Here is a 25,080-nt window from a genome sequence, read left to right as displayed (position 1 = left end):
TTCCTTGAAAGAAGGGACGGTTTCAGCGGCCTGCGGCGGCCGGTGTGGCCTGGTCGGCCAGAAGATCGGTGCGGCGTACTTCGGTGAAGTACATCCAGATGAGCGAGACCCACACCACGCCGTACATCAGCATGAAAGCGCTCGAGCGCACGCCGGTGAGGTCCATCAACGCGCCGAACAGGATGGGGAGGACGAAGCCGCCCATGCCACCGGCCAGGCCGACGATGCCGCTGATGGCGCCGATGTTCTGCGGGTAGTCGTCGCTGATGTATTTGAAGACGCTGGCCTTGCCGAAAGCCCAGCAGATGCCCAGCAGGAACATGAGGCCGGTGAACACATACACGTTCAGGCCGACGTGGAAGGTCTTGGCGCCGTTGACGGTGAGCACGGTGAAGTCGGTCTGCGGGTAAGACAGCAGGAACAGGCAGATCCAGCTCACCCACATCACCCACCAGGTCACGCTGTGCGCGCCGTACTTGTCAGACAGCACGCCACCGATGGCGCGCAACACGCCCCCTGGCAGCGAGAAGCAGGCCGCGAGCAGCGCCGCCACGCGAATATCGAGGCCGTATTCGCCCACGTAGTACTGCACCATCCACAGCGACAGCGCCACATAGCCGCCGAACACAATGCTGTAGTACTGGCAGTACTTGAGGACCTTGGGGTCCTTCAATGCCTTGAGCTGATCGGTGAACTTGACATTGCTGGGCACCAGGTGGGCCGGGTCGCTGTAGCTGAAGAGCCAGAACAGCACCACCGTGCCCAGCATGATGGCCGCGTACACCTGCGGCACCATGGCCCAGCCAAACGCGACGAGCAGCACCGGCGCGACAAACTTGTTGACCGCCGCGCCCGAGTTGCCCGCGCCGTACACGCCCATGGCAGTGCCCTGGCGGGCCTTGGGAAACCAGCGCGCCACATACGGCGTGCCCACCGAGAACGAGCCCCCGGCCAGGCCCACGAACAGGCCGATGGTGAGAAAGTGCCAGTACGCGGTGGCGTAGCTCATCATCCAGATGGCGGGCACGGTGGTGGCCATCACGGCGGTCATCACGATGCGGCCGCCAAAGCGGTCGGTCCAGATGCCGAGCGGCACCCGCACCAGCGATCCCGTGAGCACGGGCATCGACATGAGCAGCCCGAACTGCGTGGAGTTCAGGTCGAGCATCTTCTTGATGGGGATGCCGATGACGCCAAACATCATCCAGACCATGAAGCAGACGGTGAAGGCGAACGTGCTGACGATCAGCACCGACCAGGCCTGGCGGGTGCGCTGTGGGCTGTCGCCCAGAGGCAAAGCGGGGGGTGCCATTGCGCAATTCCTCTCTCTTTTGTGTGAGAGAGATGGTCGCGCGGATGGCAGTGTCTGCACATCCTTCGCCCGGCTAGCCGGGACGCGGCAGAAGGACTAGCCCGGCCGCGGCAGGCATCGTCCGAAAGGACTATGGCCATGCCGAGGATGGCGTGTGGAGCACAGGCGCGCGGCCCACGCGGCCTCTTCACCGAGGGCGCGCGAGCGCATGCAGATGCGAACTGCTTGCGGTAGAGGGAGAAGGCCTACTGCACGGGCACCACGCGCAAGCCCGGCATGTAGGGTTCCACCCGCAGGGTGTCGTTTGACAGCACGCTGATCTTGGCCCGCGGCGCCCATTCCAGAACGCCGTCGCCCCCTTTGCGTGGCGCGAATTGCCAGAGGGTCAGCGCGCCCTTGGCAGCCAGGGCCTGGCCGATGGCGGCGGCCTCGGGTCGCGGGGCCCCGGGCTCGTCCGTGGGCACGGCGACGACAACTTCGTCGCGCGCGGTGACGATCTTGAACAGCAGGGGTGTGGAGGTGTCCGCCATGGCACTCAGCGAAAAGGAGGTCAATGCGGCGGCAACCCAGGCGGCAGCACTGGTGAGACGGTGCGGTGTTGTTTTCATGGGGTTCTCCGGTTGCTCAGGCAAGTTTCTCCTCACGCACACCGTATTGCAAGTGGCGCACACCCAGCTTGCGCACCACCGGAACCACGGCATCAAGCCGCGCAAGGCCGTTGACCGCAGCGTTCAGCATCGTCATCAGCAGGCGCCCTTGCTGCGCCAGATCGCCTTAGAACAACGCACTGAGGGAGCCCTGCGTCAGATTGTCAAACGGCGTCGTACGTGCCATGAGCCCGCCCCTGCCATCAAACAGGCCAGCAGCAGCACGCCCCATTCGCCCAGCGTGGGCACGGACTGGACGCCCGCGACTGGCGGTACCCCAGCCGCAGCCCAGGTGCCCAACGTGAGCGGCGAGTCGGTCCAACTGGAGAACACGCCGCCGGCGCTGGAGGCGCCGCAAAAATACCCCTGCGGAATTTGTTGTATGCCGGCGGTGCACACGGCATTGTGCTGGCCGTGTTCCTGCACGGTGACCGTGTCCAGATGGTCTCCAGCGACGTGGGGCGCAGGTGTTTGCCAACGCAGCAATCTGATCGAGATATCAAGCACGCCGCCTGTGGTGGTGGCCTGGGCCGAGATCATCGTCACCTGGGGGTCGCCGCTGGCGTAGGTCGTGAGCCCGTCCGAGAAGGAAAACGAGGTCACCAAGGCGGTGATGTCCTGATTGTTGAGGTTGCCGGGCAGCGGGGCGGCGGTTGTGAATGAACCCGTTTGAGAGAGCGCTGGGGTGTAAGCCCCGCAGTTGCCAGAACCTGGCGGGCAGGCAGTGAAGTTGTGTAGCTGAGCGGCTACGTAATTGGGTCCTGTATAGGTATACGTAGCAGCCCACACACTGCCTTGAAAAAAAGCGCACAGACACGCCAGCAGTAAGTGGATTCTTTTCATAGTTCGGGACACGTTTTGAGCAGTCAAACAAAGATGGCGCTACACGGGCGGCTGTCGATGACACGCTGCCCGAGGTCTGGGAACCAGTGTAGAAATCCTGAATACGTGCCGCCCCACCCCAGGGGGTAGGGCAATGCAGGCGCACGCTGTGCTACGTTGCTCCAACTCCATATCGGTTCGCTGCGGCAACAAACACCCACTCATGCCCCCCACCCGCATTCAGCTGCAAGCCACTGCACGCCTGCACCAGATGGCTTGCCTCGACGTCAATGGGCCCCAGCTCATCGAACCGGTTTTGCACGAGCTTCACCAGCTGATCGGCTTCGACACCAGCGGATATTTCTATCCCGGAAGCGGTGGAGCCCTGGACGCCTATGTAGAGCCCTCACCCGCGCGCGACCTGATGCATACGTACTTCGACAGTGCGGTACAGCGCAGCGAGCGCAAGGTGGTACGGCGCAGTGCGCACGACTTTGCCGAGGCCGTACGCTGCGAGCATGGCCCGCAGGTCCTGGAGCAGCTCATCACCGTGCCGGTGAGCGAATTGCTGCGCAGCGATTTCTACAACCTGGCATTGCGGCCCGCTGAACTGTTCGATTGCTTGAGCCTGGTGCTGCGCACACCGCAGGGCCAGGGCGTGGGCTCGTTCAAGTTGTATCGGGGTAGCGCGTCCCCACGCTTTGATGCGGACGACGTGGCCGTGTTCGGGCGGCTGGAGGCTCTGCTGGCGCGGATCCTTCAGCCCGGCGAACTGGACGCGCAGGACAGTGTCGTGAACGAAAGCGCGATGCTGCTCGTCACTCCTCAGGGGCGGATGCTCTGGACGTCGCCGCAGGCCGATCTTCTGATGGCGCAAGCGTTCGGACCGCGCTGGCACCACCGCTCGGCCTTGCCTGCACAGCTGGAGATGTTGCTTCAGAACCTGCAGTTTGCCGCCCGCAACGGGCATCCCCGCGGGGGCTTTGCACCTGCCCCACCGCAACTTGAACTGCACAACGCCAGCGGTTGGTTCTCGCTGCGCGCCACACAGATGGCGGACGCGGCGGGCGAAGGCCAGGCGGTGGGCATCCAGATCACACACAGGGTGCCGCGTGTGGCGCGCTTGCTGCCCGCACTGCGCGCGCTGGGCCTGCCGCAGCGTCAGCACGAGCTGGCGTACTGGCTCGCACGCGGACTGCCGGAGCCGGAGATCGCCGCACGCATGGGCATCAGCGCCCATACCGCGACCTATCACCGCCGCCAGATCTACACCCGCCTGGGCGTGCAGAACCGGCTGGAGCTGCAGGACCTGTTGTTGGAAAAGCGGTAGTCAACGAGCGCACCCGGGCGCACTGCGCCGGACGGTGCACGCGGGCTCACTCTGCGCGCTGGCGGTCTGACGCAAACACGGCCGCCTGCACGCGCGAAGACAACCCCAGCTTGCGCAGGATGTGCTGCACGTGGATCTTCACCGTGGTTTCGGCGATGTCCAGCGTGCGCGCGATTTCCTTGTTGCTCGCACCGCGGGCGATCTCGCGCAGCACGTCTTCCTCGCGCGGCGACAGCGGCGGCACAGTGCTGGCCACATCGGCCTGCGCCGGCAACGGTGTTGGCACGGCCGACAGCTCTGCGGCCGGCGGCGCGCCCTGCGACTGGAATGCCGCCACCAGCTTGCCCATGAGCTCCGGGCTCACCACGGGCTCACCGCGCACTGCGCGGTGGATGGCCTCGGCCAGCAGGTCGCCTTCGATGGTCTTGAGCAAATAGCCCTGCGCGCCGTTGCGCAGCGCGGCGGCCAGGTCTTGCGCGTCCTCGCTCACGGTGAGCATCAGCACGCGCGACGCGGGCGCCACCTCACGCAGGCCGCAGATGGCATCCACGCCCTTCACGCCGGGCAGGTGGTTGTCCAGCAGGATCACCTGGGGCCGCAGTTGCGGCGCCAAGCGCAGGGCTTCGCCCGCGTCGCCCGCCTCGCCGATCACCTGCAGGCCTGGATGCTGCTCCAGCAGCGCGACGAGCCCGCGCCGAAACAGCGGGTGGTCGTCCACCACCAGCAGCGCGATGGGAGCCAGCGTGTCGACGTCAGCGGACAGCCGCACAGGGGACAGCGTGGTGGTCATGCCGCGTCCATCTCCACGGCGGGCTCGGATGTGGCGGGTGCGTCTTTGGCGGGGGAAGAATTCTTTGAGGCGCCGTCGTTCGGATTGCGGGGCGCGGTCGATGCGTCGCCAGCCCCCTGGGGCATCGCTATGCACACGCGCGTGCCCTGCCCGGGGGCCGAATGCACCTCCAATGCGGCCCCGGCGCGCTGGGCGCGCTCGCGCATGATGCCCAGGCCGATGTGCAGCGAGTCCGGTGGCACGCCGGCCACATCAAAACCGATGCCGTTGTCCTGCACTTCAAAATGCCAGGGGTGGCGGTGTACCCGCAGGTCGACCCGCGTGGCCTTGGCGTGTTTGCGCACGTTTGACAGCGCCTCCTGCACCATGTGCAGCACCTGGATCTGAAGGTCAGACGGCAGCGGCAGCCCGTAGCCCACCATGTGCAGCGTGGTGGCCAGGCCGCTTTGGTGCTCAAACTTCGACAGCGTGGCGCGCAGCGCGGATTCAATGTCCTCGTCGCTGGTGCGCGTGCGAAAGTGCACCAGCAGCTCGCGCACATCGGAATAACACTCGCGCACGCCCACATCGAGCTCGCCCATGCTGCGGTCGCGCTTGGCCTCGTCGCCACGGTTGACGGCATCGCGCAGCAGCTGCGTCTGGATCTTCAGGAAGGCCAGCGACTGGGCGATGGAGTCGTGCAGCTCGCGTGCCAACATGCCGCGCTCTTCGGCCACGGCAGCTTCACGCTCCAGAGCGTGGGCGCGCAGGCCTTCCATGGCACTGGCCAGGTGGCGCGTCATGGCTTCGAGCAGCTCGCGCAGTTCGTCGGTCAGCTCAACCGGCGAACGGAAGAACAGGTCGACTTCGCCCAGCACGCGCAGCTGCATCTGCACCGGGATCGTCACCATGGTCTCGAACCCGGCCTCGCGGCAATGGGGCAAGGCGACCTCGGTGTCCGGCGTGATCGGAATCACCCGCGTGCGCGCCACTGCCTGAGGCTGCCCGCACAGGCAGCTGCCGGTGGGCAGGCATTGCTCGCCTTCGGACATCGTGCGGGGCAGGCCGTCGGCCGCGAGCAGCACGTAGCGCTCGTTGGCTTCGTTGGACCAGCGCACGGCCGCGGCGTCCGCGCCCGCCACACGGCGGATCTGCTGCACGAAGCCCTGGGCCAGCAGCTCCAGGCTGCTGGCGGTCGCGGCCAGCTCACTCACCTCGTACAGCGCAGCCAGGCGCTGGCTTTTTACCGCGATGCTGGCGGTCTTTTCGTGCACCTTGTGCTCCAGGTCATCGTGCGACGCCTGCAGTGCCCGCGCCATGAGGTTGAAGCCCGCCGACAGCTGGCCGAATTCGTCGTCGGTGTCCACCGGCAGCCGCGTGCCCAGCTCCCCCTGGCGCAGGCGCGCCTGTGCCAGCTGCAGCCGCGCCACCGGGTTGATCACGAGCAGGTAGCTCACTGCCATGAAGGTGACCGCAGCCACAACGGCCAGCGCCATCATGAAAAGCTGAAACACGTGCAGCGCGGCCGTCCAGCCGGCGATCTGCAGTTCGATGGCATCCACGAAGGCGTCCACCTGCCGCACAAACGCATCGGCCTGCGCCAGGGTCTGCGCCCGCTCTGGCGGCTGCGCGCCTGTCCAGCCCGTGCGCGCCGCGGCCCACTGCGCGCGAACTGCGTCGAACCGCGCGCGCGTGTCCTTGCTCCACGGCACAAACAGCGGGCGCGACGGGTCGCCCGTGCGCAGCAAATGGAGGCTTGCGTCAAAGGCCCGCACGCGCTCCAGCATCGCCCCTGCAGGTTCGGTCTGCGACACCAGCACCATGCGCAGCATGTTCATGCGCAGCCGCCCGGCCTCGTTGACGGCGGCCGCGCCGCCCTCAAGCTTCCAGGTCACCCACAGTGTGAGGCTGATGGACACCAGCGCCACCAGCAGGAACCCCGCACCCAGGGCCAGGAGCTTGGTCGTCAACGTGGGCTGGGTGCGCATCGGACCAGTTTAGGCCTCGGGTCGCTGCACTCCCTTGACCTGCATCAAGGCGTGGTTATCCCCTTGGGCTGCCGGTGGCCCCGCCGCGCCAGCGGGCCGGAGGCCGCGTAGCATCCCGGCCATGCACCCAACGCTCCGCATTACCGCCAGGTCTTCCGGCGACGACACCCCAGCGCACCGCCCCCCATACCCCTGCCCCACACACCGCCGATGGGGGGCCTGCGCGGCGCTGGCCGCTCTGGTCATGCTCACCGCCTGCGCTGGCGCTGGCCCCAAGGCTGCGGTGCCCTCCGACGCCTGGCCCGCGCGCCTGGCGGCCCTGTTGCCCACCGATGTGCTGCTGCTGGGCGAACAGCACGACGCACCCGAGCACCAGCGCCTGCAGCGCGACACCGTGTTGTGGCTCGCCGCACGGGGCCAGCTGGCCGCCGTGGTGATGGAAATGGCCGAGCAAGGGCACGGCACCGCCGGCCTGCCGCGCGACGCCACTGAAACCCAGGCGCAGGCAGCCCTGCAGTTGAAAGACGCGGCCTGGCCCTGGAAGGCCTACGGCCCGGTGGTCATGGCCGCGGTAGCTGCCGGCGTGCCCGTGCTGGGCGGCAACCTGCCCCGCGCCGACATGCGTGCCGCGATGGCCGACACCCGATGGGACCAGCACCTGCCCGCGCCCGCGCTGGAGCGGCAATACCAAGCGCTGCGCGACGGCCACTGCGGCCTGCTGCCTGAATCGCAGATCGCGCCCATGGCCCGCATCCAGATCGCGCGCGACGCCAGCCTGGCCCGCACCGCCCAGGCGGCGCGCAAGAGCGGCCAGACCGTGCTGCTGATCGCCGGCGGCGGCCACGTGCAGCGCAGCGTGGGTGTGCCGACGCACTGGCCGGCCGATTTCAATTCAAAAGTGGCCCTGGCGCAGGCGGGACATGCGCCATTAGCTATCAATACCGAAGCAGATGCCGTGATTGCCACCCCCGCCCTGCCCGCCAAGGACCACTGCGCGGAACTGCGCCAGCAGTGGGGCCAGGGGATGCGTTCGGGCGGTTAGGCGCCTGCGCGTCAGAAGAAGCATGGGTTGCGCAGGCAGCCTAGGAATGCCTCAGAGCATGTCGGCCTGATCCGGAAAGGCGGTTCACACCGCCAAGGCCAGCCCGCAGATCGGCATCCGCCAGCACCAATCCACCATCGACCACCCCGTTCCACAGCCCCCTGCGAGGCTTTGCACCACAGGCCGCTTGGCAAACCAGGGATCTCCCTGCTCGGCTGCCGCGCGGGCCATGCTGCGACAATCGCGCAGCTATGACGACCACCAACGCCTACATCCTTACCCTGTCCTGCCCCGACCGCCTGGGGCTGGTGCATGCCGTGTCCGGGTTTCTGCTGGAGCACGGCGGCAACATCGAAGAAGCCGCGCAGTACAACGACCACGACACCGGCCTGTTCTTCATGCGCGTGCAGTTCGCCTGCGACCAGCATGACCACGCCACCCTCAAGACCCGCCTGGCCAGCTTTGCAGAGCCCTACGCCATGCGCTGGAGGCTGCACGCCACGGCGGCGCCGATGAAGACGGTGCTCCTGGTCAGCAAGGAAGGCCATTGCCTGAACGACCTGCTGTTCCGCTGGAAGAGCGGCCTGCTGCCCATCGACATCCGCGCGATCGTCAGCAACCACCGCGACTTCTATCAGCTGGCAGCCAGCTACAACGTGCCGTTCCACCACATCCCGGTCACCGCTGCCACCAAGCCACAGGCCGAGGCCAAGCAGTTCGAGATCATCGAGGCCGAAGGGGCCGAACTGGTGGTGCTGGCGCGCTACATGCAGGTGCTTTCGCAGGACCTGTGCCAAAAGCTGGCGGGCCGCGCAATCAACATCCACCACAGCTTTTTGCCCAGCTTCAAGGGCGCCAAGCCGTACTACCAGGCGCACGACCGCGGCGTGAAGCTCATCGGCGCCACGGCCCACTACGTGACGGCCGACCTGGACGAAGGCCCGATCATCGAACAGGACGTGGCCCGCGCGGACCACACCGACACGGTGGAAGACCTGACCGCCCGCGGCCGCGACACCGAAAGCCTGGTGCTGGCCCGCGCCGTGAAGTGGCACAGCGAGCACCGTGTGATCCTGAACGGGCACAAGACGGTCGTCTTCCGGTAGCCGTTCGTTCCGTCCGCAGATGGCCACCGCAGCCCCTTCGTCCTTCCTCAGCAGCGCAGCGCGGCGCATCCCGCCCATCCAGTGCCTGCTGACGTTCGAAGCCCTCGCCCGGCTGCGCAGCGTGACGCAGACCGCCGAGGAGCTGTGCGTCACGCCCAGCGCCGTGAGCCACCGCGTCAAGCAGCTCGAGCAGATCCTGGGCGTGCGGCTGTTTGGCCGGGCGGATTTTTCGCTGACCACCGAAGGCAGCGCGTACCTGGCCCATGTGCGCGAGGGCCTGGGTGCCCTGCAGCGGTTTCCGGGTGCGGCATCAGCGCCGGGGCGGCGTCGGCTCAAGCTGGCCGTGACGCCCACGTTTGCGCGCACCATCCTGATCCCGCGCCTGCGGCAGTTCACCGAGGCGTATCCGGAGATCGATCTGGCGCTGCAGGTGTCCATCCCGCTCCTGGACGTGGTGGCCGAGGACGCCGACCTGATGGTGCGTTTTGGCCCCGGCCACTATGCCGACGTGGAGCATGTGGAGCTGGCGCGCGATGTGGTCACGCCCCTGGCCTCGCCCGCCTTTGTGCGCGAGCACGGCCCGTTCGACCGACCGGAAGACCTGGAGGGCGTGGCGCTGCTGCGCAGCCCGCTGGAACCCTGGCGCACCTGGTTTGCCGCCACGGCCCTGGACTGGGCCGAGCCCAACGAGGGCTCGCAGTTCAACGACATCGGCCTGATGTGCGACGCCGCCGCGGCCGGCATGGGTGTGGCGCTGGTGCGCCTGAAGCTGGGTGCGCCCTGGCTGGAGAACGGCACGCTGGTGCGGCTGTTCGACACCGACACGACCAGCCCGCACGCCCATTACCTGTGCTGGCGCACCGGCACCATGGACCGCTGGGAGTGCGCGGCGTTTGCCGAGTGGCTGCGCAAGACCATGGTGTAGGCCTCGAACATTGACGTTTTTGGCCCCTAGCGCTGGTGCATCAAGCGCTAATAGCTATATTTTTAATAGCGACTCGGCGAGAGCCCGCCTCGGCCGCGACCCAGCCCTTTCGATTCACACCGCAAGCCGCAGCCACCAGGCAGCGCCGCTCCTCACCTGAAACCCCGCCATGGCCGTGCCGCAAGACGCTCACTTCAAAAAGAGATACCCCACGCTGGAGCAGAACGCGGTGCTCAACGCCACGGCCAGCGCGGTGCTGGTCAACGCACTGGCCGGCACGGGCAAGACAACCACCCTGGCCATCAAGGCGGCGGATCTGATCCGCACCAAGGGCGCGAGCCGCATCCTGATGCTGGCGTATTCGGATGCGGGGCTGGCGGCCATCGCGCAGCGGCTTGAAAAGCTCGTCCCCACCATTCCCCGCCAGGTGCAGATCATGACCGTGGAGCAGCTGTGCGCCACCGTGCTCAAGGAACAGGGCGACCCCCTGGTGCGCGTGACCGAACCCCTGCACAAGAGCCTGCTGGTGCGCCAGGCCCACGCCGCGCTGCTGCAGGACGACACGCTGGACGGCGACCTGGACAGCGCGCCCCAATTCGGCGACTTCCGCTCGCGCGATCTGGACGTGCAGGCCTTCATCGACTTTGAAGCCCAGGCCAAGCAGCGGCTGCTGCTGCGCGCCATCGCCCAGTCGGAGCTGGGCGCCCGGCCCTACTGCCGTGAGCACCAGCTCGACTACGGGCTCTACCAGCTCTTGGTGAAGTACGAGCGCCTGCGCAGGGGGCTGAACAACGAGCCGCAGTTTTACGCCCCCGGCGACTGCACGTATGAAATCGCCACGCAGCTCGGGGAGCTGGATTTTGGCGAGGCCTTTGCGCCGCTACAGGGGCGCTTTGATGCGGTGTTGTTCGACGAACTGCAGGACCTGGACGAGGCCGCCATGCGGGTGCTGCGGACGCTGGTGCAGGGCGGCAATGGCCTGTTTGTCGGCGCGGGAGACTTCAACCAGCACATCCTGCCCGGCGCGTTCTCCGTCTTTGGCGACAGCCTGGCCCGTATCCGGCAAGAGTTTCCTGCAGACACGCAGGTCGTCGCCCTCAACACCACCTACCGTTTCGGCAACGCCATCTGCCAGGGGCTCAACCCCTTGTTCGGCGTGGAGTTTTCTGCGCACTACCCCACCAAGCCTTCCACCTTCGAGCAGCGCAGCTACACCGACGACGAGGACTGCGCCCGGCAACTGCTGGCGATCCACGACACCGTGCTGCACCAGTTGCCCCCACTGTCGCAGTCGTCCCAGTCGCCAGGTAGCCCCACGGCACCGTGCCTGAACGTGGTGCTGCGGTCACCGGAAGACTCGATCCTGCTCGAATGGATGTTTGCCCACGAAGGCGTGCACTACGCCTGCAAAGGCATGAAGCGCTTCTACCAGCGCCGCGAGATCGCCCTGGTGCTGGCCATCATGGGCGCCATGCAGGGCTGCGGCGACGGGGTGCGGCTGACTCAGGGCATCCTGAGCAGCGCGATGGAAGGCCTGCTGCGCTACGTGCGGCGCGGCAGCCAGCCCGACCAGGATGTGCTGGCCAACGGCACCTTCGACATGCAGGCGCTGACGGAAGACTCTCCCGTCGAAGTCGACACCCGCGCCGTGGCCGCAGAACTCATCGGCAAGCAGGACCTGATGCGCCGGTTTCTGGTGCGCGCCAGCTTCAACCCCCAGGCCCCGGTGGCTTCGCCCCTGTGCGAACAATTGCTGGCCTTGCCCCCCGAGGCCTGTGCCGACGCCGGGCAACTGTGCGGGCACCCGCTGGTGCGTCAGTTCTTTGCACAGGCGCCCATCAGCCCCGACGAGCTGCGCTACTGCACAGACAGCCTCGGCGCACTGGCCCGCATTTGCGCCGGGCTGTCGGTGGACGAATTCCTGGGCCGGCTCGCGCTCATGGTCCAGGCCAGCATTGAGCAGCACACGCAGCAGGAAGCCTCGAGCCTGCAACTGCTGACGGTGGAGCGCTGCAAGGGGCACGAGTACGACTATGTGGCGGTGCCCTTGGTAGAGCGCGGGCGCTTTCCGCGCAGTGCCGCCCGGCAAGAGGCTTATCGGGAGCGCAACATGCTCTACGTCGCCATGACGCGGGCCAGCAAACGCCTGTGGCTTTTGGAAGGCAGCCAGCGGCCGGTCAGCCCCGGGCCGGTGTGAGCGGGCTGCGCAGCGGGGGGCATCAAGCCAAACAGGGCTCCAGCGCTTGATTAATAAGCGGTAGTAGCTCACTTATTAATAGCAAATGGCTTCTGCACGCCATTTCACACGCGGCTGCAATAAAACTCACGCCCCCGCACGCAGCCTTCCTCTACAGTGCACGGCATGAGCACCGCCACCCTCGCCCAGTCCCCAGCCCCCAGCCCCACCGAACGAGCGGCCCGCCAGGCCGAGGTCGTCCAAGCCCTGGGCCGCGTGGTGCCCGCCCACGCGCTGCTGTGGAATGCCGAGGACACCACGCCCTACGAATGCGATGGCCTCACCGCCTACCGCCAGCGCCCGCTGGTCGTGTGCCTGCCCGAAACGTATGAGCAGGTGCAGGCCGTGCTCAAGACCTGCCACCAGCTGCAGGTGCCGGTGGTGGCGCGCGGTGCCGGCACGGGGCTGTCGGGTGGCGCCATGCCGCATGCGCTGGGCGTCACGCTGTCGCTGGCCAAGTTCAACCGCATCTTCGACCTGGACCCGGTGAGCCGAACGGCCCAGGTGCAATGCGGCGTGCGCAACCTGGCGATCAGCGAGGCCGCGGCGCCCTACAACCTGTACTACGCGCCCGACCCCAGCAGCCAGATCGCCTGCACCATCGGCGGCAACGTGGCCGAGAACTCGGGCGGCGTGCACTGCCTGAAGTACGGCCTCACAGTGCACAACGTGCTGGCTGTGAAGGGATTCACCGTGGACGGCGAACCCGTCGAATTTGGCAGCCAGGCGCTGGACACCCCTGGCTACGACCTGCTGGCCGCCGTGGTCGGCAGCGAAGGCATGCTCGCCGTCATCACCGAAGTGACAGTGCGTCTGATCCCCAAGCCCCAGCTGGCGCGCTGCATCATGGCCAGCTTCGACGACGTGCGCAAAGCCGGCGACGCCGTGGCCGCGGTGATCGCCGCCGGCATCATCCCCGCGGGCCTGGAGATGATGGACAAGCCCATGACCGCCGCCGTGGAAGACTTCGTCAAAGCCGGCTACGACCTCACCGCCGAAGCCATCCTGCTGTGCGAGAGCGACGGCACGCCCGAAGAGGTGGAAGAAGAAATCGGCCGCATGAGCGACGTGCTGTGCGCGGCTGGCGCGACAGCCATCTCGGTCAGCAATGACGAGGCCGAGCGCCTGCGCTTTTGGAGCGGCCGCAAGAACGCCTTCCCTGCCAGCGGCCGCATCAGCCCCGACTACATGTGCATGGACTCGACCATCCCGAGGAAGCGCCTGGCCGACATCCTGCTGGCCATCCAGGCCATGGAAAAGAAGTACCAACTGCGCTGCGCCAACGTGTTCCACGCGGGCGACGGCAATTTGCATCCGCTCATCCTGTTCGATGCGAACGATGCCGACCAGCTGCGCCGCTGCGAGCTGTTTGGGGCGGACATTCTGGAAACCAGCGTGGCGATGGGCGGCACGGTGACGGGTGAGCACGGCGTGGGGGTAGAGAAGCTCAACAGCATGTGCGTGCAGTTCACGGCCGAGGAAAACGCGCAGATGTTTGGGCTCAAACATGCGTTTGACCCGGCGGGGTTGTTGAACCCGGGGAAGGTGATTCCGACGCTGAACCGGTGCGCGGAGTACGGGAAGATGCTGGTGCGCGGGGGGCAGATCAAGCATCCGGATTTGCCGAGGTTTTGAGGGGTGGCCAACTGACAACACTCACATTGAGTCCTAGATAGCCTTCGTACCACCCGTTGAAACACTGCAAGTTCCATTGCGATATATGGCGTCATCAGCAAACGGCCACATTAAGCAACTTTGGGGCTACATCAAAATTAGATTGCACCAATGAAGCACTCAGACTCCTTGCATGATGTCCTAAAGGCTGCGCGCTCGGACATCAGGCTAATTCGGGACTTAGCAAGGGAGGGCGACGGATTTTTCGAAACCAAGACGAATACGCCGCCCACTGCTCTATCAACGACGGAGGTAGCTGAACTTCGCTCAATCGGAGAAATTTTCCAAGAGCCAAAAAAAATAGGAGTGAAACGCACGGTTCGCATTGAATCCAAGAATGTGGCGGACACTATGTTGCACTTCGCTGGCTCTATTAAGCAGCGTACTTTTTTCTCTGAGATGGCATTGGTCTATCTCGTATCCCGGCTCGAGGCATTTTTGAAGGACTACCTGCAAGCAATGCTGCTTCAAGATCCCCGGCGTCTGCGTAGTAGTACTCAACTCACCTACGAAGAGGCATTGCGCTACCCCAGCATGCCTGCTCTCCGTCGAGCTCTGGCTGAGCGAGAGGCTGAAGCTCTTGGGTACAAAAGCATTGACGAGGTAGAAAAGGCATTACATAAGAAGTTCGACGTACGCCTTTCAAACTTCCCCAGTTGGCAGTCCACGAGAGAAATCGTTTATCGCCGAAACCTACTTGTTCACAATAGAGGTGTCATCAATGACATTTATCGATCTGCGACTGGTTTCAGAGGAAAAATGAAGCACGTAGACACAGATATGACATACGTGCAGGCAGCCTCAACGACGATTCTGGAGTTCATTGATTTCGTGGGTGCGAACCTTGGCAATGAGTCGAAGCACACTACCTAACTTGCGGATGCACGTGGTCGCCCATGGCAGTGCTGTTACCTACGCATTGAGTAGCCGTGTCTCTTGTGTCGTATAGCGACCGACAATCCACAGTCCCTCCTGCCATCTTTCTCCTCGTACCATGCCCAGCGACCTCGCCACCACGCTCCTCCAATCCGGCAACGCCCTCGTCACACAAGCACAGGCCGTAGCCACGCAAGACTTTGCAGCAGCACGCGCGTTGTGGCGTGAGGCGGGGGTGTTGTTTCAACGCGCGCATGACGCAGACCCCGGGCAGCACGCGGCAGCGTTTCGCCTGGGTCAGGCGTGGGTCGCAGAAGCCCATGCGCTGCAGAAAGAAGGATCAGAGGATGCGACCGCAATGTGGCGACAGGCGGCACTGCAGTGCGAGGTGGCCTTTGCGCTCGACCCGCACCATGCGGTGACGGCCATGCACATCGCCAGTTGCTACGCCTGGGCACAAGACGCGGCGGCCAAGCAGGCCTGGGCGCAGATTGCGCAGCATCTGCAGGAAGAACACGCGGCCAACATGGCGGCGGATGAGGCAGCACGCTAGCTGACGCAGCCCCGCCGCGGCCGAGCAACGCGATGGCCCGTGTGGCGGTTCGGCTGTTGGCTGTTCGGCTCCCCACCCCTGCTGGCTGCGCCTGCGGCGGGGCGGTTGCGGGGTGGCACGCGCGTCGGAGCGCGCGTGCTTCGTAATCTGATTCGCCGTGGCTGTCCGAGCGGCGCGCGCCAGCGCAAAGCGAGTTCCACGGCGCACCCCGCAAGCGCCCCGACGCAGGTTGCCCCGTAGCGAAGCGCAGGGGTCGCAGACTGGGGGTCGCCTTTTCTTTGGTGACTTTCTTTTGGCGACGCAAAAGAAAGTTACTCGCATGCCGGGCGACTCCCGGCTCCCGCCCTTTGCAAAGGCATGGCCCCATTCCGCGAGCATGCGAGCGCGCCCAGGTTTCGACAAGCTCAACCCGAACGGTCCGGGACCAATGCGCCCAGGCTTCGACAAGCTCAGCCCGAACGGGCGGTCAGCCACCCACCAACGCCCGCCAAATCTCCCCCGCGTGCGACACCGCAAACAGCACCAGTCCAATAAGCCCCCCCACCACGGTGCCATTGATGCGGATGTACTGCAGATCCTTGCCGATGTTCAGCTCGATCAGCTGCGTCATCTCTTCCGTATCCCACCGCCGCACCGTGTCCTCGATATGCTGCGCCACAAACTGCGACACATCAGGCGCCAGGCCCTGCACCCAATGCTCCAGCCGCTCGTTCAGCGACTGTCGCAGCGCCGCATCCCCCGCGAGCGACTGGCCCAGCCACTGCCCCAGGTTGCGCACCTGCCGCGCCACGACAGAATCGGCATCAGCCAGGTCGCGCTGCAAGGCGCCGCGCAGGTCCTGCCACAAGGTCTGCACATAGCCACCCACCGTGGCATCGGTCTGCAACCAGGTCCGGATCTCCTCGCCCTTGTGCACCCACTCGGGGTCGCTGCGCAGGCGCTCGATAAAACGCTGCACCGCCGCATCAAACTGCGCGCGCAAGGCGTGCTGCGGGTTGGCGGCGACGTCGGCCATCACGCTCTCCAGCGCGCGGGCCAGCAAGGCCGAGCCCTTGTCGCCCAGCCAGTCGCTGGGTAGCAATTTCTCGGTGCGCGGGTGGTCCTTCTTGAGCCAGGCCACGATGGTCTGCGCCACCCAGGCGCGTGTGTCTTCGTTGTGCAGCAGCTCGGTGAGCTTGGCCAGCACGTCGTCCAGCAGCGCCTGGTGGCGGCCGTTGTGGGTCAACGTGTCCAGCACCGCCGCCAGGGCGCGCGACATGTCCACCTGCCCGATCAGCGTGCGCGCAGCCTTCTGGATAAAGCGCTCCACCTGCGCGTCCTGCACCGTCTCCAGCGCGGCCGATGCCAAACGCGTGGCCTGGTGTCCCAGCAGAGCGGCGTTGCCGGGCGCCGTGAGCCACTGCGCCAGCCGCTCGGCAGGGTCGTGCCGGCGGATCAGCGCCACCAGCGACGGCACATCGAGAAACTTGTCGCGAACGAAGGTGGCCAGGTTGCGGCCGATGCGCGCCTGGTTGCGCGCGATGACCGCTGTGTGCGGAATGGGCAGGCCCAGCGGTCGGCGGAACAGCGCCACCACCGCAAACCAGTCGGCCAGCGCACCCACCATGGCGGCCTCAGCCATGGCCTTCACGCAATTGAGCCACAGGCCGCGGTCGACCACGCTGGTGGCGATGAACACCGCGGTGACCAGCAGCAACAAGCCCAGGGCCTGCTGCTTGGCGCGCCGCAGGGCGCGCGCCGGGTCTTCGGTGGCGTCGGAGGGAGATGGTGTCGGACTGCTGTTCATGCCAACAAGGCGCGCTGGGGCACGACGCCCAGCGCCGCGCCACAACGCATGTCAGGCCGCTGCCGCGGCAATCTGGTCCAGCGCCTTCGACAAGTGGCCCACGGTGCGGTCCACGTTGTGCCACTTTTCCAGGCCGAACAGGCCGATGCGGAAGGTCTTGAAATCCGGGCCTTCATCGCACTGCAGCGGCACGCCGGCAGCGGTCTGCAGACCGACTTCCATGAACTTCTTGCCGTTCTGGATGCCGGGGTCGGTGGTGTAGCTCACCACCACGCCAGGGGCCTTGAAGCCATCGGCCGCCACACTGGGGAAGCCGCGCGACTCGAGCAGCGCGCGCACCTTGGCGCCCAGTTCGATTTGCTCGTCGCGCACCTTGGCAAAGCCGTAGGCGCGCGTCTCGGCCATCACCTCGGCCAGGCGCACCAGCGCGTCGGTGGGCATGGTGGTGTGGTACGCGTGCTGGCCTTTTTCATAACCCTCGGCGATCTGCATCCACTTCTTGAGGTCGCATGAGAAGCTGCTGCTCGTGGTGCCGTCGATGGCCTGCCGCGCGCCTTCACTCAGCATCACCATGGCGCAGCAGGGCGATCCGCTCCAGCCCTTTTGCGGCGCGCTGATGAGCACATCCACGCCCGTGGCCTGCATGTCCACCCACATGGCGCCGGAGGCCACGCAGTCGAGCACAAACAGTGCACCCACATCGTGGGCCGCAGCCGCCACGGTGCGAAGGTAGTCGTCGCTCAAGATGATGCCGCTGGCCGTCTCCACATGGGGGGCGAACACTACCTTGGGCTTTTCGGCGCGGATGGTGGCTGCGACTTCATCGGCCGGGCATGGGGCCCAGGGCGCCTGCGGGCCGCTGCCCTGCTGGCGCGCCTTGCAGACGACCGAGCCGCCGCCCAGGCCCTTGTCGGCGTCAAAGATCTGCGTCCAGCGGTAGCTGAACCAGCCGTTGCGCACGATGAGCACCTTCTCGCGGTTGGCGAACTGGCGGGCCACGGCCTCCATGCCGAAGGTGCCGCTGCCGGGCACGAGCACGGCAGTGTGGGCGTGGTAGACCTCTTTCAGCGTGCCCAGAATGTCCTGCACCACGCCAGTAAAGCGCTTGGACATGTGGTTGAGCGCGCGGTCGGTGTAAACCACCGAAAATTCAAGCAAACCATCGGGGTCGATATCGGGCAGCAGTCCGGGCATGAAGGTTCTCCGTAGCAGGGTTCTGCGGCACGCACCGTGGGCGGCGACGTGAACCGCGGGGTCAGCAAATCAGCTTAGCACGGCCCCTGCGGCACCAAGACTCCCAGCGCGCACCACAAAACGCCCGCACCCGCAGCGGCTGGCGCGGCCAGGGCCAGCGGCCGCCGCGCAAGGGCGCAATGCTGCACGTGCGGCACTGCACTTGCGTGTGCTGGCGGCGTCCCCATGGGGCGGGAAGGCGCGAAGCGACTCAGGGGGTACCTGGTTTCACCACGTGTCCACAAACCGATGCCCCAGCGGCGCCACCTTCGCCGACGCCAACCCGCGCGCCAGCCACGCCCGCGTCTCGGCCGGGTCGATCACCGCATCGATCTCCAGCGTGGCCGCCATGTGCAGCGCTTCGCCGTTGGCATACGACTTGGCCAGCAGCTTGGCGAACAGCGCATCGCGCTCGGCGCCTTCGGGCAGGGCCTCCAGCTCTTTGCGAAAGCCCAGGCGCACCGCGCCTTCGAGGCCCATGGCGCCAAACTCGCCCGTGGGCCAGGCCACCGTGAACACGGGCGCATGAAAGCCCCCGGCCGTCATGCCCATGGCGCCCAGGCCGTAGCCCTTGCGCAGCACCACGCTGAAGGTGGGCACGCGCAGGCTGGCGGCGGTGACGAACAGGCGGCTCACGTGGCGCACCTGGGCCGTGACTTCGACCTCGGGGCCGACCATGAAGCCGGGCGTGTCCACCAGGCTCACCAAGGCCAAGCCATGCGCGTTGCACAGCTGCATGAAGCGCGCGCCCTTGTCGGCCGCATCGGCATCGATGGCGCCGCCCAGGTGCAGCGGGTTGTTGGCCAGGATGCCCACGGGGCGGCCTTCGATGCGCGCCAGTGCCGTGTGGATGCCGGCGCCAAAGCCGGTGCGCAGCAGCAGCAGGCTGCCCTCGTCCACCAGGCCCGCCATCGCGGTGCGCGTGTCGTACACGCGCAGGCGGTTCTCGGGCACCACGGCGCGCAGCAGGCGCTGGTCGGGTGCGGACCACTGCGGTGTGCGGCCCTGGAAGAACGACAGGTAGTGGCGCGCGGCCTGCACCGCTCCCGCCTCGTCCTCCACCAGCACATCGATCACGCCATTGGCATGCTGCACGCGGCTCGGGCCGATCTGCTCGGGCTTGAACACGCCCAGCCCGCCGCCTTCGATCATGGCCGGCCCGCCCATGCCAATGTTGCTGCCGCGCGTGGCGATGATCACGTCGCTGCAGCCCAGCAGCGCCGCATTGCCGGCAAAGCAGCGCCCCGCCGCGATGCCGATCACCGGCACCTGGCCCGACAGCGCGGCGTAGCTGGCAAACGTGTGCACGTGCAGCCCCGCCACGATGGGCATGTCGGTATCGCCCGGGCGGCCGCCGCCGCCTTCGGCAAACAGCACCACCGGGAGTTTTTGCGCCAGGGCAATGCCCAGGATGCGGTCGGTCTTGGCGTGGTTGCGCGCACCCTGGGTGCCGGCCAGCACGGTGGCGTCGTACGACATGACCACGGCGCGGGATGCTTCGGGCCCGAAGAGTGCGCCGTTGATGCCGCCGATGCCGGTGACCATGCCGTCGGCCGGCGTGTTGGCGATCAGGTCGTCCAGGCTGCGGCGGCGCGTCTGCGCGGCGATGGCCAGCGCCCCGTATTCGATGAAGCTGCCGTCGTCGCACAGGTCGGCGATGTTCTCGCGCGCGGAGCGGCCGCCTTGTGCGTGGCGCTTGTCCATCGCCTCGGGGCGCGCGGTGTCGAGCGTGAAGGCGTGGCGGTCGATCACGCGCTGCAGGTCGGCGCGGATGTGGTCGGGGTCGTGCGCAACGCTGCACTGCACCTCCACATCCGCCGCATCGTCCACCGCATCCAGCACCAACAGCGGCTGCCCCTGCGCAAGGTAACCGCCCGCCACGGCCAGCAGCGCGCCCACCCGGCCCGCATGCGGGGCCAGCAGCACGTGCTCCATCTTCATGGCTTCGAGCACTGCCAGCTCGGCGCCCGCCGCCACCACATCGCCCGCGGCCACGCTGATCTGGACGAGTCGCGCAGGCATGGGCGCAAGCACGGCGCCCTCGGGTGCCTGCGCGGGCTCGGTCAAGGCAGGTTTCAAGTGTTTTTGGCCGCTAGCGCTTGATCTATATTCGTTTATAGCTATATTTTCAATAGCATCAAGCAGCTGGGGCAATGCGGACTCCAGCCAGCGTGTGTGCACCTGCTGGCTTTCCATTTCAGGCCGCGCGGCCATGGCCTGCAGCAGCGCCAGGTTGGTGGCCACGCCCTCGATGCGGCACTCGGACAGCGCGCGCTGCGAGCGGCGCAGCGCATCGGCAAAGCGCGGGCTGCGCGTGTGCACGATGAGCTTGGCCAGCAGCGTGTCGTAGTGCGGCGACGGCGCGGCGCCCGCTGCGCCGTGCGTGTCCACGCGCACGCCAGGGCCCGTGGGCAAATCGAATCGGCTGAGCGTGCCGCTGCCGGGCAGCGCACCCCCCTGCGCATCCAGCGTTTCGGCATTGATGCGCCACTGGATCGCAAAGCCCGACACGGCAGGCGGCGCCGTTGGGTTGAGGCCGATGTCCTGCAGCGTGCGGCCCGCCGCCAGCGCGATCTGCGCCTGCACCAGGTCCACGCCGGTGACTTCTTCGGTGATGGTGTGCTCCACCTGCAGACGCGGGTTGCATTCGATAAAAACGAAAGGCAGATCGCTGGAGGCGAGGTCCACCAGAAACTCAAACGTGCCCAGGCCTTCGTACTGCACCGCCCGCGCCATGGACAGGGCGGCGGTGGTGAGCGACAAGCGCAGCGCTGCAGGCAGCGAGGGGCTGGGGGCGATCTCCACCACCTTCTGAAACCGCCGCTGCAGCGTGCACTCGCGCTCGCCCAGCGCGATCACCTCGCGCCCATCGCCAAGGACCTGCACTTCGATGTGGCGCGCGTTGCCCATCAGGCGCTCCACGTACACGCCGTCCACACCGAAGGCGGCCTGCGCCTCGCTGCGGCAGCGCGCGTAGGCCACGGGCAAGTCATCGGCCGACGCCACCGCGCGCATGCCCCGCCCGCCGCCACCGCCGATGGACTTGATCACGATGCCGGCAGAGGCGTGCTGCGCAAAGAAGTTTTGGGCCTCATCCAGCGACACCGCCGCCTGCGTGCCGGGCATCAGCGGCACGCCCTGCTGCTGCGCCAGCGCGCGGGCCTGCGCCTTGTCACCGAACAGCGCCAGCTGCGCGGGCGTGGGGCCGATGAAGCGCAACCCGGCGTCGGCGCAGGCACGGGCAAAGTCGGCGCGCTCGCTCAAGAAGCCGTAGCCCGGGTGTACGGCATCGCAGCCTTGGGCCTTGGCAATGGCGATGAGGCGCGCACCGTCCAGGTAGGCAGCAGGTCCGGTCGCGCCCAGCGCCACCGCGGCATTGGCCGCGTGCACATGGGGGCTGGCGGCATCGTCGTCGGCAAACACAGCCACGCTGGGCAGCCCCAAGTCGTGCAGCGCGCGCACGGTGCGCAGCGCGATCTCGCCGCGGTTGGCAACCAGGACTTTGGCGAACAGGGGGCGGTCGGTCATGCAGATGTACCCAAGGGGGGTGAAGTTGCCGTGCATTCTGGCGGGCAGCGGCGGGCGCAGGTGGCATGCAAGCGACAGCCCGGTTATCACCGTGGCACGCCACCCGTACCGTGCACACCGCCCCGCAAAAACCCCTGGGTTCCGCCCCACCCGCAGGCGCCGCTACGATGCGCCTTTTGCATCTTTTTGCCCACAGGACGCCCATGCCCGACTTTCGCAGCGACACCGTCACCCAGCCCACGCCCGCCATGCGCGAGGCCATGTTCAAGGCCCCGCTGGGCGACGATGTGTTTGCCGACGACCCCTCGGTGAACGCACTGCAGGAGCATGCGGCGCAGCTGCTGGGCTTCGAGGCTGCGCTGTTTGCGCCCTCGGGGACGCAGACCAACCTGATCGCGCTGTGGGGCCACTGCCAGCGCGGCGACGAAGCCATCGTGGGCCAAAGCTGGCACACCTACCGCTGGGAGGCCGGCGGCATGGCGGTGCTGGGCTCCATCCAGCCGCAGCCCGTCGAGACCCAGCCCGACGGCACGCTGCGCGTGGCCGACATCGCCGCCGCCATCAAGCCGGACGACCCGCACTTTGCGCGCACCCGCCTGGTGGTGCTGGAGAACACGACCGGTGGCCAAGTGCTGCCACCCGCCTACATCGCCGAGGTCGCCCAGCTGGCGCGCAGCCGGGGGCTGGCGCTGCACCTGGACGGCGCGCGTTTGTTCAACGCCGCCACGGCCAACGCGGCGCGCCACGGCACCGATGTGTATGACGAAGCGCGTGCGCTATGCGGGCATTTCGATTCGGTATCGCTGTGCCTGAGCAAGGGCCTGGGCGCCCCGGTCGGCTCGCTGGTGCTGGGCTCGCGCGACTTCATCCGCCAGGCGCGCCGCACCCGGAAAATTCTGGGCGGCGGCATGCGCCAGGCGGGTGTGCTGGCCGCTGCGGGCCACTACGCCCTCGAGCACCACGTCCGCCGCCTGGCCGACGACCATGCGAATCTGGCGCAGCTGGCGCAAGGGCTGAACGAAGCCAATCAGAGCCATCCGGTGCTCAAAGGCCGCATCACCGTGCAGCCCTGGCAGACCAACATTTTGTTCACCGACCTGCACCCCGAGGTGGCACCGGCCTTCAGCGCCTGGCTGGCCCAGCACGGCGTGCGCGTGACCAGTAGCCTGTACGGCGGCAATACGCGCCTGCGCTGGGTGGCGCACCTGGATGTGAGCGAGGCGGATGTGACGGCGGCGCTGGATTGCGTGGCGCGGTTCACCGGCAAGTAGGCAGGAGCGGCACCCCAAACGTTCGCCCCTTCCAACGCCGTTCAATACAGGCGCGCTTCAAGCCAGTGACCGCCGCGCAAGGGCCGCCCCGCCGCGCTGGCGGTGTCCCCCTTCCCGAATTGCGCAGCAATTCGAGTGAAGGGGGAAGGCGCGCAGCGCCACAGGGGGTAGCCCTCTAGTTTCTGCCGCCGAAGATCCCAGTGCCTACGCGCACCATCGTGCTGCCCGCTGCAATCGCGGCTTCCAGGTCAGCGGTCATGCCCAGCGACAGGGTGTCGAATTGCTCCAAGCTTGGCTCCTTCAGTGCCAATATCTGGTCAAAAAGCCTTCTGGCGCTGGTGTGGATTGCCAACTGCGGTTCAAAATCAGGAGCATGGTCTGGAATGCTCATGAGGCCACGCACCACCAGCCGTGGCAGTTTCGCGACAGCGCGCACCAGCTCCAGCGTGTCGGCGGGTGCCACGCCCGACTTGGTCGGGCCGCCGTCGATGTTGACCTGCACACATAGTTGTAACGGCGCCAGGTGCTCGGGGCGCTGGGCCGACAGGCGCTCGGCGATCTTCAAACGGTCGACCGTGTGGACCCAGTCGAAATGCTCGGCCACCAGGCGCGTCTTGTTGCTCTGGATGGGGCCGATGCAGTGCCACTGCAGCTCTACGCCCGGCATGGCGGCGCGCAGCGCAGTGATCTTGTCCACGCCTTCCTGGATGTAGTTTTCTCCAAAGTCGCGCTGCCCAGCGGCCACGGCATCGGCCACGGCATCCGCCCCGAAGGTCTTGGAAACCGCCAGCAATTGGACTGTGTCCGGGCCCCGCCCGGCGGCTTGGCACGCCTGTGCCATCCTGCCCAGAACCTGTTGGAGGTTGTTAGCAATCGTGGTCATAATGTTTGTTAGCGTATCAAACGATTAGAGGGATTCCGTGGACATCACCCAACTGCTCGCGTTCAGCGTCAAGAACAAGGCCTCCGACCTGCACCTTTCGGCCGGCCTGCCGCCGATGATCCGGGTCCACGGCGATGTCCGCCGCATCAATGTCGATGCGCTCGACCACAAGACGGTGCATGCCATGGTGTACGACATCATGAGCGACTCGCAGCGCAAGACGTATGAAGAGTTTCTGGAGGTCGACTTCTCGTTCGAGATCGAAGGCCTGGCACGCTTTCGTGTCAACGCCTTCAACCAGAACCGCGGCGCGGCCGCCGTGTTCCGGACCATCCCGAGCAAGATCCTGACGCTGGAGCAGCTCAACGCGCCCAAGATCTTCGGCGACCTGGCCCTCAAACCTCGTGGCCTGGTCCTGGTGACGGGCCCCACGGGCTCGGGCAAGTCCACCACGCTGGCCGCCATGGTCAACTACCTGAACGAAACCGAGTACGGCCACATCCTCACGGTGGAAGACCCAATCGAGTTCGTGCACGAGTCCAAGAAGTGCCTGATCAACCAGCGTGAAGTCGGCCCGATGACGCTGTCCTTCTCCGCCGCGCTGAAATCCGCGCTGCGCGAAGACCCTGACGCCATCCTGGTGGGCGAAATGCGCGATTTGGAAACCATCCGCCTGGCCATGACGGCCGCCGAAACGGGCCACCTGGTGTTCGGCACGCTGCACACCTCCAGCGCCGCCAAGACCATTGACCGGATCATCGACGTGTTCCCGGCCGAAGAAAAGGAAATGGTCCGCTCCATGTTGTCGGAGTCGCTGCAGGCCGTGATCTCGCAGACCCTGTGCAAGACCAAGGACGGCTCGGGCCGCGTGGCCGCGCACGAGATCATGCTGGGCACGAGTGCCATCCGCAATCTGATCCGCGAGGCCAAGGTGGCGCAGATGTATTCCACCATCCAGACCAGCAACAGCGTCGGCATGCAGACGCTGGACCAGAATCTCACCGACTTGGTGCGGCGCAACATCATCAGCCCGGCCGAAGCACGCGGCAAGGCGAAGATCCCCGAGAACTTCCCGGGCTAGCCCGCGCGCACCCATGTA

The 25,080-nt window shown here is 66.5% G+C and carries 19 protein-coding genes; 10 read left to right on the top strand and 9 right to left on the bottom strand.

Annotated elements, in window-relative coordinates; all coding sequences use genetic code 11:
- Positions 1-22: 22 nt before the first annotated feature.
- The 3 genes from ACSQ3Q_RS02495 to ACSQ3Q_RS02485 all read right to left on the bottom strand — a co-directional run bounded on the left by ACSQ3Q_RS02495 (position 23) and on the right by ACSQ3Q_RS02485 (position 2,562).
- Positions 23-1,312, bottom strand: a complete 1,290-nt coding sequence (locus ACSQ3Q_RS02495; RefSeq protein ID WP_436132838.1) for an MFS transporter — start codon at positions 1,310-1,312, stop codon at positions 23-25.
- 245 nt (positions 1,313-1,557) lie between these two features.
- Positions 1,558-1,920, bottom strand: coding sequence for a hypothetical protein (locus ACSQ3Q_RS02490; RefSeq protein WP_436132837.1), 363 nt, complete (start codon positions 1,918-1,920; stop codon positions 1,558-1,560).
- Positions 1,921-2,115: 195 nt separating this feature from the next.
- Positions 2,116-2,562, bottom strand: coding sequence for an IPTL-CTERM sorting domain-containing protein (locus ACSQ3Q_RS02485; protein ID WP_436136921.1), 447 nt, complete (start codon positions 2,560-2,562; stop codon positions 2,116-2,118).
- A gap of 442 nt (positions 2,563-3,004) precedes the next feature.
- Between ACSQ3Q_RS02485 and ACSQ3Q_RS02480 the strand changes: the two genes are divergently transcribed.
- Positions 3,005-4,111, top strand: a complete 1,107-nt coding sequence (locus ACSQ3Q_RS02480; protein WP_436132836.1) for a helix-turn-helix transcriptional regulator — start codon at positions 3,005-3,007, stop codon at positions 4,109-4,111.
- A 46-nt stretch (positions 4,112-4,157) separates the two neighbouring features.
- On the opposite strand, the gene ACSQ3Q_RS02475 is transcribed toward ACSQ3Q_RS02480, so the two are convergent.
- Positions 4,158-4,901: a response regulator gene (locus ACSQ3Q_RS02475; RefSeq protein ID WP_436132835.1), complete on the bottom strand. Its 744-nt coding sequence runs from the start codon at positions 4,899-4,901 to the stop codon at positions 4,158-4,160.
- Complete coding sequence (locus ACSQ3Q_RS02470) at positions 4,898-6,868, bottom strand: type IV pili methyl-accepting chemotaxis transducer N-terminal domain-containing protein (protein ID WP_436132834.1); 1,971 nt, start codon at positions 6,866-6,868, stop codon at positions 4,898-4,900. Before ACSQ3Q_RS02470 ends, ACSQ3Q_RS02475 begins: the two co-directional genes overlap by 4 nt.
- A gap of 244 nt (positions 6,869-7,112) precedes the next feature.
- On the opposite strand from ACSQ3Q_RS02470, the gene ACSQ3Q_RS02465 reads away from it, so the two are divergent.
- The 7 genes from ACSQ3Q_RS02465 (at position 7,113) to ACSQ3Q_RS02435 (ending at position 15,280) form a co-directional block, all read left to right on the top strand.
- Complete coding sequence (locus ACSQ3Q_RS02465) at positions 7,113-7,910, top strand: ChaN family lipoprotein (protein ID WP_436136920.1); 798 nt, start codon at positions 7,113-7,115, stop codon at positions 7,908-7,910.
- A gap of 251 nt (positions 7,911-8,161) precedes the next feature.
- Positions 8,162-9,016: a formyltetrahydrofolate deformylase gene (gene purU, locus ACSQ3Q_RS02460; protein WP_436132833.1), complete on the top strand. Its 855-nt coding sequence runs from the start codon at positions 8,162-8,164 to the stop codon at positions 9,014-9,016.
- A 19-nt stretch (positions 9,017-9,035) separates the two neighbouring features.
- Positions 9,036-9,941, top strand: coding sequence for a LysR substrate-binding domain-containing protein (locus ACSQ3Q_RS02455; protein ID WP_436132832.1), 906 nt, complete (start codon positions 9,036-9,038; stop codon positions 9,939-9,941).
- Between the two features lie 169 nt (positions 9,942-10,110).
- Positions 10,111-12,138, top strand: coding sequence for a UvrD-helicase domain-containing protein (locus ACSQ3Q_RS02450; protein WP_436132831.1), 2,028 nt, complete (start codon positions 10,111-10,113; stop codon positions 12,136-12,138).
- 165 nt (positions 12,139-12,303) lie between these two features.
- Positions 12,304-13,812, top strand: coding sequence for an FAD-linked oxidase C-terminal domain-containing protein (locus ACSQ3Q_RS02445; RefSeq protein ID WP_436132830.1), 1,509 nt, complete (start codon positions 12,304-12,306; stop codon positions 13,810-13,812).
- A 150-nt stretch (positions 13,813-13,962) separates the two neighbouring features.
- Positions 13,963-14,724, top strand: a complete 762-nt coding sequence (locus ACSQ3Q_RS02440; RefSeq protein ID WP_436132829.1) for a hypothetical protein — start codon at positions 13,963-13,965, stop codon at positions 14,722-14,724.
- A gap of 121 nt (positions 14,725-14,845) precedes the next feature.
- Positions 14,846-15,280 (top strand): hypothetical protein, encoded by a 435-nt coding sequence (locus ACSQ3Q_RS02435; protein WP_436132828.1) that lies wholly within the window; start codon positions 14,846-14,848, stop codon positions 15,278-15,280.
- Between the two features lie 466 nt (positions 15,281-15,746).
- Here the strand turns inward: ACSQ3Q_RS02435 and ACSQ3Q_RS02430 are convergent, their stop codons facing one another.
- The 3 genes from ACSQ3Q_RS02430 to ACSQ3Q_RS02420 form a co-directional block, all read right to left on the bottom strand.
- Positions 15,747-17,066 carry a DUF445 domain-containing protein gene (locus tag ACSQ3Q_RS02430; protein ID WP_436132827.1) on the bottom strand — a complete coding sequence of 440 codons (1,320 nt, stop codon included), beginning with the start codon at positions 17,064-17,066 and terminating at the stop codon, positions 15,747-15,749.
- A gap of 51 nt (positions 17,067-17,117) precedes the next feature.
- On the bottom strand, positions 17,118-18,260 hold the full coding sequence (locus ACSQ3Q_RS02425) for an aminotransferase class V-fold PLP-dependent enzyme (protein WP_436132826.1): 1,143 nt from the start codon (positions 18,258-18,260) through the stop codon (positions 17,118-17,120).
- Positions 18,261-18,527: 267 nt separating this feature from the next.
- On the bottom strand, positions 18,528-21,812 hold the full coding sequence (locus tag ACSQ3Q_RS02420; protein ID WP_436136919.1) for a carboxyl transferase domain-containing protein: 3,285 nt from the start codon (positions 21,810-21,812) through the stop codon (positions 18,528-18,530).
- Between the two features lie 218 nt (positions 21,813-22,030).
- Here ACSQ3Q_RS02420 and ltaE point away from each other — a divergent pair, with 218 nt between their 5' ends.
- The gene (gene ltaE, locus ACSQ3Q_RS02415) at positions 22,031-23,098 is read left to right on the top strand and encodes a low-specificity L-threonine aldolase (RefSeq protein WP_436132825.1); all 1,068 of its coding nucleotides are present in this window, start codon (positions 22,031-22,033) and stop codon (positions 23,096-23,098) included.
- Between the two features lie 175 nt (positions 23,099-23,273).
- Here ltaE and ACSQ3Q_RS02410 read toward each other — a convergent pair whose 3' ends face one another.
- Positions 23,274-23,981: a YggS family pyridoxal phosphate-dependent enzyme gene (locus ACSQ3Q_RS02410; RefSeq protein WP_436132824.1), complete on the bottom strand. Its 708-nt coding sequence runs from the start codon at positions 23,979-23,981 to the stop codon at positions 23,274-23,276.
- Between the two features lie 37 nt (positions 23,982-24,018).
- Here ACSQ3Q_RS02410 and ACSQ3Q_RS02405 point away from each other — a divergent pair, with 37 nt between their 5' ends.
- Complete coding sequence (locus ACSQ3Q_RS02405; protein WP_226446631.1) at positions 24,019-25,062, top strand: type IV pilus twitching motility protein PilT; 1,044 nt, start codon at positions 24,019-24,021, stop codon at positions 25,060-25,062.
- The last annotated feature ends 18 nt before the right edge of the window (positions 25,063-25,080 follow it).

This window comes from Acidovorax sp. LjRoot129, assembly GCF_964253765.1.
Classification (GTDB): domain Bacteria; phylum Pseudomonadota; class Gammaproteobacteria; order Burkholderiales; family Burkholderiaceae_C; genus Acidovorax.
The sequence above is the reverse complement of the archived record's forward strand: the minus strand, read 5'-3'. Positions and strand labels throughout refer to the sequence as shown.

Bases quoted from the DNA above. Each gene is read 5' to 3' on its own strand.
- ACSQ3Q_RS02495 (WP_436132838.1), bottom strand. From the start codon at position 1,312: ATGGCACCCCCCGCTTTGCCTCTGGGCGACAGCCCACAGCGCACCCGC.
- ACSQ3Q_RS02490 (WP_436132837.1), bottom strand. From the start codon at position 1,920: ATGAAAACAACACCGCACCGTCTCACCAGTGCTGCCGCCTGGGTTGCC.
- ACSQ3Q_RS02480 (WP_436132836.1), top strand. From the start codon at position 3,005: ATGCCCCCCACCCGCATTCAGCTGCAAGCCACTGCACGCCTGCACCAG.
- ACSQ3Q_RS02475 (WP_436132835.1), bottom strand. From the start codon at position 4,901: ATGACCACCACGCTGTCCCCTGTGCGGCTGTCCGCTGACGTCGACACG.
- ACSQ3Q_RS02470 (WP_436132834.1), bottom strand. From the start codon at position 6,868: ATGCGCACCCAGCCCACGTTGACGACCAAGCTCCTGGCCCTGGGTGCG.
- ACSQ3Q_RS02465 (WP_436136920.1), top strand. From the start codon at position 7,113: ATGCTCACCGCCTGCGCTGGCGCTGGCCCCAAGGCTGCGGTGCCCTCC.
- purU (WP_436132833.1), top strand. From the start codon at position 8,162: ATGACGACCACCAACGCCTACATCCTTACCCTGTCCTGCCCCGACCGC.
- ACSQ3Q_RS02455 (WP_436132832.1), top strand. From the start codon at position 9,036: ATGGCCACCGCAGCCCCTTCGTCCTTCCTCAGCAGCGCAGCGCGGCGC.
- ACSQ3Q_RS02450 (WP_436132831.1), top strand. From the start codon at position 10,111: ATGGCCGTGCCGCAAGACGCTCACTTCAAAAAGAGATACCCCACGCTG.
- ACSQ3Q_RS02445 (WP_436132830.1), top strand. From the start codon at position 12,304: ATGAGCACCGCCACCCTCGCCCAGTCCCCAGCCCCCAGCCCCACCGAA.
- ACSQ3Q_RS02440 (WP_436132829.1), top strand. From the start codon at position 13,963: ATGAAGCACTCAGACTCCTTGCATGATGTCCTAAAGGCTGCGCGCTCG.
- ACSQ3Q_RS02435 (WP_436132828.1), top strand. From the start codon at position 14,846: ATGCCCAGCGACCTCGCCACCACGCTCCTCCAATCCGGCAACGCCCTC.
- ACSQ3Q_RS02430 (WP_436132827.1), bottom strand. From the start codon at position 17,066: ATGAACAGCAGTCCGACACCATCTCCCTCCGACGCCACCGAAGACCCG.
- ACSQ3Q_RS02425 (WP_436132826.1), bottom strand. From the start codon at position 18,260: ATGCCCGGACTGCTGCCCGATATCGACCCCGATGGTTTGCTTGAATTT.
- ltaE (WP_436132825.1), top strand. From the start codon at position 22,031: ATGCCCGACTTTCGCAGCGACACCGTCACCCAGCCCACGCCCGCCATG.
- ACSQ3Q_RS02410 (WP_436132824.1), bottom strand. From the start codon at position 23,981: ATGACCACGATTGCTAACAACCTCCAACAGGTTCTGGGCAGGATGGCA.